The sequence below is a fragment of the Tahibacter caeni genome, from assembly GCF_024609805.1.
Classification (GTDB): domain Bacteria; phylum Pseudomonadota; class Gammaproteobacteria; order Xanthomonadales; family Rhodanobacteraceae; genus Tahibacter; species Tahibacter caeni.
In genome coordinates, this window is sequence record NZ_JANFVR010000301.1 from 1 (window position 1) to 5,829 (window position 5,829).

Consider the following 5,829-nt stretch of genomic DNA (forward strand, 5'->3'; position numbering starts at 1 on the left):
GCCCTGGGGCGCGGCGCCGCCGGCCTGGCACGCGCGGCTGCAGGGCGCGCTGCGCCTGCGCACGGTGCTGCTGCAGTCGTACGTCGTCGCCGCGCCGCTGCTGTCGCTCGCATTGCTGCAGACCCTCGGCCTCGGCCTGGCCGGCGTCGATCTGTGGCAGACGCTCGGACTCGCGATCCGGCTCGGCCTCGGCCTCGTCGCGGTGCTCGCGATGGCGCTGCTGCTGCGGCGCTTCCGGCGCGCACGCGACACCTTCGCCGCGAGGCTCGTCGATGCGCTGAGCCTCGGCAGCCTGTCGCGCGCGCAGCGCATGATCGACGCCGCCGCCGCGAGCGACGCTGCGGACCGGCGCGACGCGGCGTGAGCATGAGGTTGCGGTTCGCGGGTGGCTCTCCTGCAACCGGCGCGGCAACGTCGCGCGTTCGCAGGTTGCCGCGGCACGGCGAACTGCACCCTCGAGTACATCCAGGCCGGTCGATGGCGATCGAGGCGTCCCGGCGCGACACCGCCGGTCTCCGGCGACCCGCTGCGCCTCCCCGGTCCGCCGCTTCAGTGCGTCACCACGTCGTCGAACAGCTGATCGCTAGCGTCATTCCGGACAGCACGTCTTCCGCGACATGGACGCTGCGCATCTCGACCCTCGAGAACCGTGCCGCTTTCGGCATCACGTCGCTCCGGCACATCGGGGCCTTCGTCAAGTTCCTCGACAAGAAGCTGCCGGCGCTGGTCGAGCGCTGCGGCGACCTGCGCGAACTCGATCGCATGGTCAATGCGGATCGCGCTCGCATCGACGGATACGATTTCGCGGCCGCCGAAGGTCCGATCGTGCTGGCCGGGCTCGCCGGCAATCCGAACTTCGAGAGCATGGTCGCGTACGCCGATACGCGTTACGACCGGCGCGACATCGAGGGCGACACGCCGATCGTGCGGCTTGCGGATCATCTGCGCCGAACCCTGCCGGTGGAACGGGGTGAGTCCTGCGGAGTAGGGGAAAGAGGACGGAGATGATTGGCCGGGCCTGGTCGGGCGGCCATGCGTCGTTCGCAACGCCGGGTCGAGCGGAACGACGACCCGACCTGGCAAGGCCAGGGCCGGGAAAAGACCCGGGACCGCGGGCGACGTGGTCGTTCCGAGCGTTCCACGCAAGCGATAGCACGCTGTTGCGGTTCTCTGCCCGCTCGCCGGCCCTCTGCGCAATTCCGCGCAAGTCCGCGTCACCGGCCTCGCTGCAATCTTCCCGTCACGACCGGCGCCGCAACCCCGCGACCAAAGTCGCAGTGATTCGCGTCCCGACGGCCCCAGCTCGGTCGCCCGCGGCAGTGCATTCCGCGCTACCGTCCGCTTCGCCCGGTCCTTCCGCTTCATTTCTGGAGAGTCGCCCATGGAATACCGTTATCTCGGCCGTTCCGGCTTTCGCGTTCCCGCCCTGAGCTTCGGCACCGGCACGTTCGGCGGCCAGGGCGCGCTGTTCAGCGCCTGGGGCTCCACCGACGTGGTCGAGGCGCGCCGCCTCGTCGACATCTGCCTCGACGCCGGACTCACGATGTTCGACAGCGCCGACATCTATTCCAAGGGCGCGGCCGAATCGATACTCGGCGAGGCGCTGAAGGGCCGCGCCCGCGACCAATACCTGATCTCGACCAAGGCCACGTTCCGCTTCGGCGACGGCGAGAACGAGGTCGGCTCCTCGCGCCATCACCTGATCCGCGCCGTCGACGCCGCGCTCGCACGCCTGGGCACCGACTACATCGACCTGTTCCAGCTGCACGGCTTCGACGCGCGCACGCCGGTCGAGGAAACCCTGTCGACGCTCGACGACCTCGTGCGCGCCGGCAAGCTGCGCTATCTCGGCGTGTCCAATTTCAGCGGCTGGCACCTCATGAAATCGCTGGCCGTCGCCGACCGCTACGGCTGGTCGCGCTACGTCGCGCACCAGGCCTACTACTCGCTGATCGGCCGCGACTACGAATGGGAGCTCATGCCGCTGGCCGCCGACCAGGGCGTCGGTGCGGTGGTCTGGAGCCCGCTGGGCTGGGGCCGCCTGACCGGCAAGCTGCGCCGCGGCGCGGCGCTGCCGGAAACCAGCCGCCTGCACGCGACGGCCGACTACGGCCCGCCGGTGGCCGAGGACTATCTGTACAAGGTCGTCGACGCGCTCGACGAGGTCGCCGCCGAAACCGGCAAGAGCGTCGCGCAGGTCGCGCTGAACTGGCTGCTGCAGCGGCCCACGGTCAGCACCGTCGTGATCGGTGCGCGCAACGAGGAACAGCTCCGGCAGAACCTCGGCGCCGTCGGCTGGAACCTGACGCCGGAACAGGTCGCGAAGCTCGATGCGGCCAGCGCGACGACCAAGCCGTATCCGTACTGGCACCAGGCCGCGTTCGCATACCGGAATCCGACGCCGGTCTGAGGCACACGAAAAACGGCGGCGGCTCTCGCGTCGATGCGCAACCGCCGCCGAAGAACTCGTGCGACGGAGCCGGCGGCGACGGTGCGCCCTGACCAGATCGCGAAAGCGGGGCGGACAGGATCAGCACGACGGTGCGCCCGGCGCTTTTGCCGCGGCCGCCACAATCGGACACGCGCGGCGGGTGCAGAATGCCTCCGGTCCAGCTACGCCGGATGCCCCATGAAACCGTCGCCGTATTTCCTGTCGTTGATCCTGCTGGCCTCGCCGGCGCTCGCCGATCCGCTGCCGCGCTTTCCGCCCGGCGCGGTCTGGAACCGCGACATCTCGGCCGCGCCCGTGCATCCGCAGTCGGCCGGCATGATCTCGACCCTGGCCGGACTCGGCGGCTTCGGCTTCGGCCGGATGCAGATCGATTTCGGCCTGCAGGTCGTGCGCGCCGCGGCCGGCAGTCCGACGCGCACGATCACGGGCTATCCCTACGACGACTATTACTCGCCCGACTGCGAGCCAATCGGCACGGCGCTGCCGGTGCCGGCGAACGCGGCGATCGAGTCCAGCACGGGCCTGAGCTGCGACAACGAGAACGAGGACTGCCATCTGCTCGTCGTGCAGGGAACCACCTTGTACGAGGCCTATCACGCGAACGCGAGCGGCGCGACCGGGCTCGAGGCGCAGTGTCTGGTCAAGTGGCACCTGACCGCGGTCTATCCGGGCCAGGGCCGCGGCGAGCACTGCAGCAGCGCCGACGGCGCCGGCTTCCCGATCGCACCGCTGCTGTTCAATGCCGACGAGGTTCATGCGGCCGTGCAGAGCGGCGGCGACGTCGGCCATGCGCTGCGCTTCATCCTGCCGAACGAGCGCATGGCCAACGACGTATCGCTCGGCGGCACCTTGGGCCGGCTCTACGTGCGTCCGGCCACGCATGCGGGCTCGCCTTCGGGGCCGGCCGGCAGCGTGCCCTACGGTTCGCGCCTGCGTCTGCGCGCGGATTTTCCGATGGCCGGCTACTCGCCGGCGGCGCAGGTGATACTGCGCACGATGCAGCGCTACGGCATCGTGCTGGCCGACGGCGGCAACGTCGCGCTGACCGCCGAGAGCGACCGCTACACCACGCACAGCTGGAGCGAGGTCGGCCTGGATTCGCGCGTGTTCGATCAGACACCGGGCGCGCGCGTCGTCGCGATCGGCGATTTCCAGGTCCTCGACACCGGCGCGCGCATCGCCGAGACCTACGACTGCGTGCGCACGACCGTCGTCGCCGACACGATCTTCGTCGACGGACTCGAATAGCGCGAAGACGCCGAGCGAGCCGACACGCATGCCGGACCTCTCCCGCCACCGTCTCGTCGGCAACGTGCGCATGCCGCGCCTCGTCTACGGCACGGCCTGGAAAAAGGCCGCGACGGCGCAGTGGGTCGAGGCCGCGCTGCGCCAGGGTTTCGACGGCATCGACACGGCCGGCCAGCCCAGGCACTACGACGAAGCCGGCGTCGGCGCCGGCATCGCCGCGTCGGCACGTCCGCGCGATACGCTGTATCTGCAGACCAAGTTCACGCCGTACGCGGGACAGGACCCGGCGCGCCTGCCGTACGATGCGGCCGCGCCGCTTGCGGAACAGATCGCCGCATCCTTCGCGAACTCGCAGCGCAACCTGCGCAGCGGCTATCTCGACGCACTGCTGCTGCATTCGCCGCTGCGCGAAACCGCAGCGCAGCGCAACGCCTGGGCGGCGTTCGAGACGCTCGCCGACGCCGGCAAAGTCGGCCTGCTCGGCATCAGCAACTGCTACGAGCCGGCGCAGTTGCGGCAGCTCTGGCGCGAGGCGCGCATCAAGCCGTCCATCGTGCAGAACCGCTTCTACGCGCAGACTGGCTACGACCGCGAGATCCGCGCGTTCTGCCGCGCGAACGGCCTCGTCTACCAGAGCTTCTGGACCCTCAGCGCGAACCCGCAGCTGCTGAACTCGGCAACCGTGCTGGCCCTGGCGGCGGCCTACGAACGCACGCCGGCGCAGATCCTGTTCCGCTGGCTGATCCAGAACGACGTCGTGCCGTTGACCGGCACGACGTCGCTGACACATCTGCGGCAGAGCCTGGACGTGCTCGCGTTCGAACTCGAAGCACAGGATTGCACTGCGATCGCAGGACTGCTGGCGTAGGTTGCGGTGAGCACAGCGAACCGCAACGCCGAGGCGCTGATGCCGTGTGAAACGCGAACGGAGCGCTGACGGCCTCGCCAGATTCCACATCGCGTCGTTGGCGATTCTTCGCCGCGACGACACCTCGGTGTTGCGGTTCGCTGCGCTCACCGGCAACCTAAGCCGGTCGCCGTCACCGCGGAGCACGTCATGCCCAGGCTCGTCAAATGCGGCCTGATCCAGACTTCCATGGCCTGCGCGAGCAGCGAGCCTCTCGCCGTCATTCGCGAGGCGAATGTCGCGAAGACCGTCGGCTTCGTCGAACAGGCGGCCGCGGCCGGCGTGCAGATCCTCTGCATGCAGGAAATCTTCACCGGGCCGTATTTCTGCGCCGAGCAGAATCCGCGCTGGTTCGACGCAGTCGAACGCATTCCCGACGGCCCGACGACGCAGCTGATGCAGGAGCTCGCGCGCCGCCATCGCATGGTCATCGTCGTGCCGCTGTACGAGGAGGACACGACCGGCGTCTACTACAACACCGCCGCGGTCATCGACGCCGACGGCCGCTATCTCGGCAAATACCGCAAGAACCACATCCCGCACTGCGCGCCGGGCTTCTGGGAGAAGTTCTACTTCCGGCCGGGCAACCTCGGTTATCCGGTGTTCGACACCGCCTACTCACGCATCGGCGTCTACATCTGCTACGACCGGCATTTTCCCGAAGGCGCCCGCGCGCTCGGCCTGGCCGGCGCCGAGATCGTGTTCAATCCGTCGGCCACCGTCGCCGGGCTGTCGGAATACTTGTGGAAACTGGAACAACCGGCGCACGCGGTCGCGAACGCCTACTTCGTCGGCGCGATCAACCGGGTCGGCACCGAGGCGCCGTGGAACATCGGCGAGTTCTACGGCCAGAGCTATTTCTGCGATCCGCGCGGCCAGTTCCTCGCGGTCGGCTCGCGCGACCGCTCCGAGCTCGTCACGGCCGAGCTCGATCTCGAGCGGATCCGCGAAGTGCGCAACGTCTGGGCGTTCTACCGCGACCGCCGGCCCGACAGCTACGGCGCGCTGATCGCGCCGTAGCCGCCGCGCCGATCAGACCAGCGGCTGGCCGCGGCCTTCGTAGATGTCGCCGAAGCCGAGCGGCCGGCAGCTCGCGAACAGCTGCCGCTGCAGCGCGTCGGCGCGCGCGCGATCGCGCGGCGCCCGGAACAGCGCGCGGTCGCGCGACAGCAGGCAGGCGGCGACGCCGGCGACGATCGGCGCGGCCATCGAGGTGCCGCTG

Annotated in this window: 7 protein-coding genes; 6 read left to right on the forward strand and 1 reads right to left on the reverse strand. The window is 69.5% G+C overall.

Annotation, left to right across the window (positions count from 1 at the left end; all coding sequences use genetic code 11):
* The 6 genes from NON22_RS19230 to NON22_RS19255 all read left to right on the forward strand — a co-directional run.
* The coding region (locus tag NON22_RS19230; protein ID WP_257388584.1) for a hypothetical protein at window positions 1-364 on the forward strand (364 nt) is incomplete at its 5' end.
* Window positions 365-477: 113 nt separating this feature from the next.
* Window positions 478-1,008: a hypothetical protein gene (locus tag NON22_RS19235; protein WP_257388586.1), complete on the forward strand. Its 531-nt coding sequence runs from the start codon at window positions 478-480 to the stop codon at window positions 1,006-1,008.
* Between the two features lie 373 nt (window positions 1,009-1,381).
* The gene (locus NON22_RS19240; RefSeq protein ID WP_257388587.1) at window positions 1,382-2,410 is read left to right on the forward strand and encodes an aldo/keto reductase; all 1,029 of its coding nucleotides are present in this window, start codon (window positions 1,382-1,384) and stop codon (window positions 2,408-2,410) included.
* Between the two features lie 219 nt (window positions 2,411-2,629).
* On the forward strand, window positions 2,630-3,700 hold the full coding sequence (locus NON22_RS19245; RefSeq protein ID WP_257388588.1) for a hypothetical protein: 1,071 nt from the start codon (window positions 2,630-2,632) through the stop codon (window positions 3,698-3,700).
* A 28-nt stretch (window positions 3,701-3,728) separates the two neighbouring features.
* A complete protein-coding gene (locus tag NON22_RS19250) occupies window positions 3,729-4,568 on the forward strand; it encodes an aldo/keto reductase family protein (RefSeq protein ID WP_257388589.1) in 840 nt (279 codons plus the stop codon).
* Window positions 4,569-4,757: 189 nt separating this feature from the next.
* Complete coding sequence (locus NON22_RS19255; RefSeq protein ID WP_257388590.1) at window positions 4,758-5,627, forward strand: nitrilase-related carbon-nitrogen hydrolase; 870 nt, start codon at window positions 4,758-4,760, stop codon at window positions 5,625-5,627.
* A 12-nt stretch (window positions 5,628-5,639) separates the two neighbouring features.
* Here NON22_RS19255 and NON22_RS19260 read toward each other — a convergent pair.
* A partial coding sequence (locus NON22_RS19260; RefSeq protein WP_257388591.1) for a S8 family serine peptidase occupies window positions 5,640-5,829 on the reverse strand: 190 nt, incomplete at its 5' end.

Bases quoted from the DNA above. Each gene is read 5' to 3' on its own strand.
- NON22_RS19235 (WP_257388586.1), top strand. From the start codon at position 478: ATGGCGATCGAGGCGTCCCGGCGCGACACCGCCGGTCTCCGGCGACCC.
- NON22_RS19240 (WP_257388587.1), top strand. From the start codon at position 1,382: ATGGAATACCGTTATCTCGGCCGTTCCGGCTTTCGCGTTCCCGCCCTG.
- NON22_RS19245 (WP_257388588.1), top strand. From the start codon at position 2,630: ATGAAACCGTCGCCGTATTTCCTGTCGTTGATCCTGCTGGCCTCGCCG.
- NON22_RS19250 (WP_257388589.1), top strand. From the start codon at position 3,729: ATGCCGGACCTCTCCCGCCACCGTCTCGTCGGCAACGTGCGCATGCCG.
- NON22_RS19255 (WP_257388590.1), top strand. From the start codon at position 4,758: ATGCCCAGGCTCGTCAAATGCGGCCTGATCCAGACTTCCATGGCCTGC.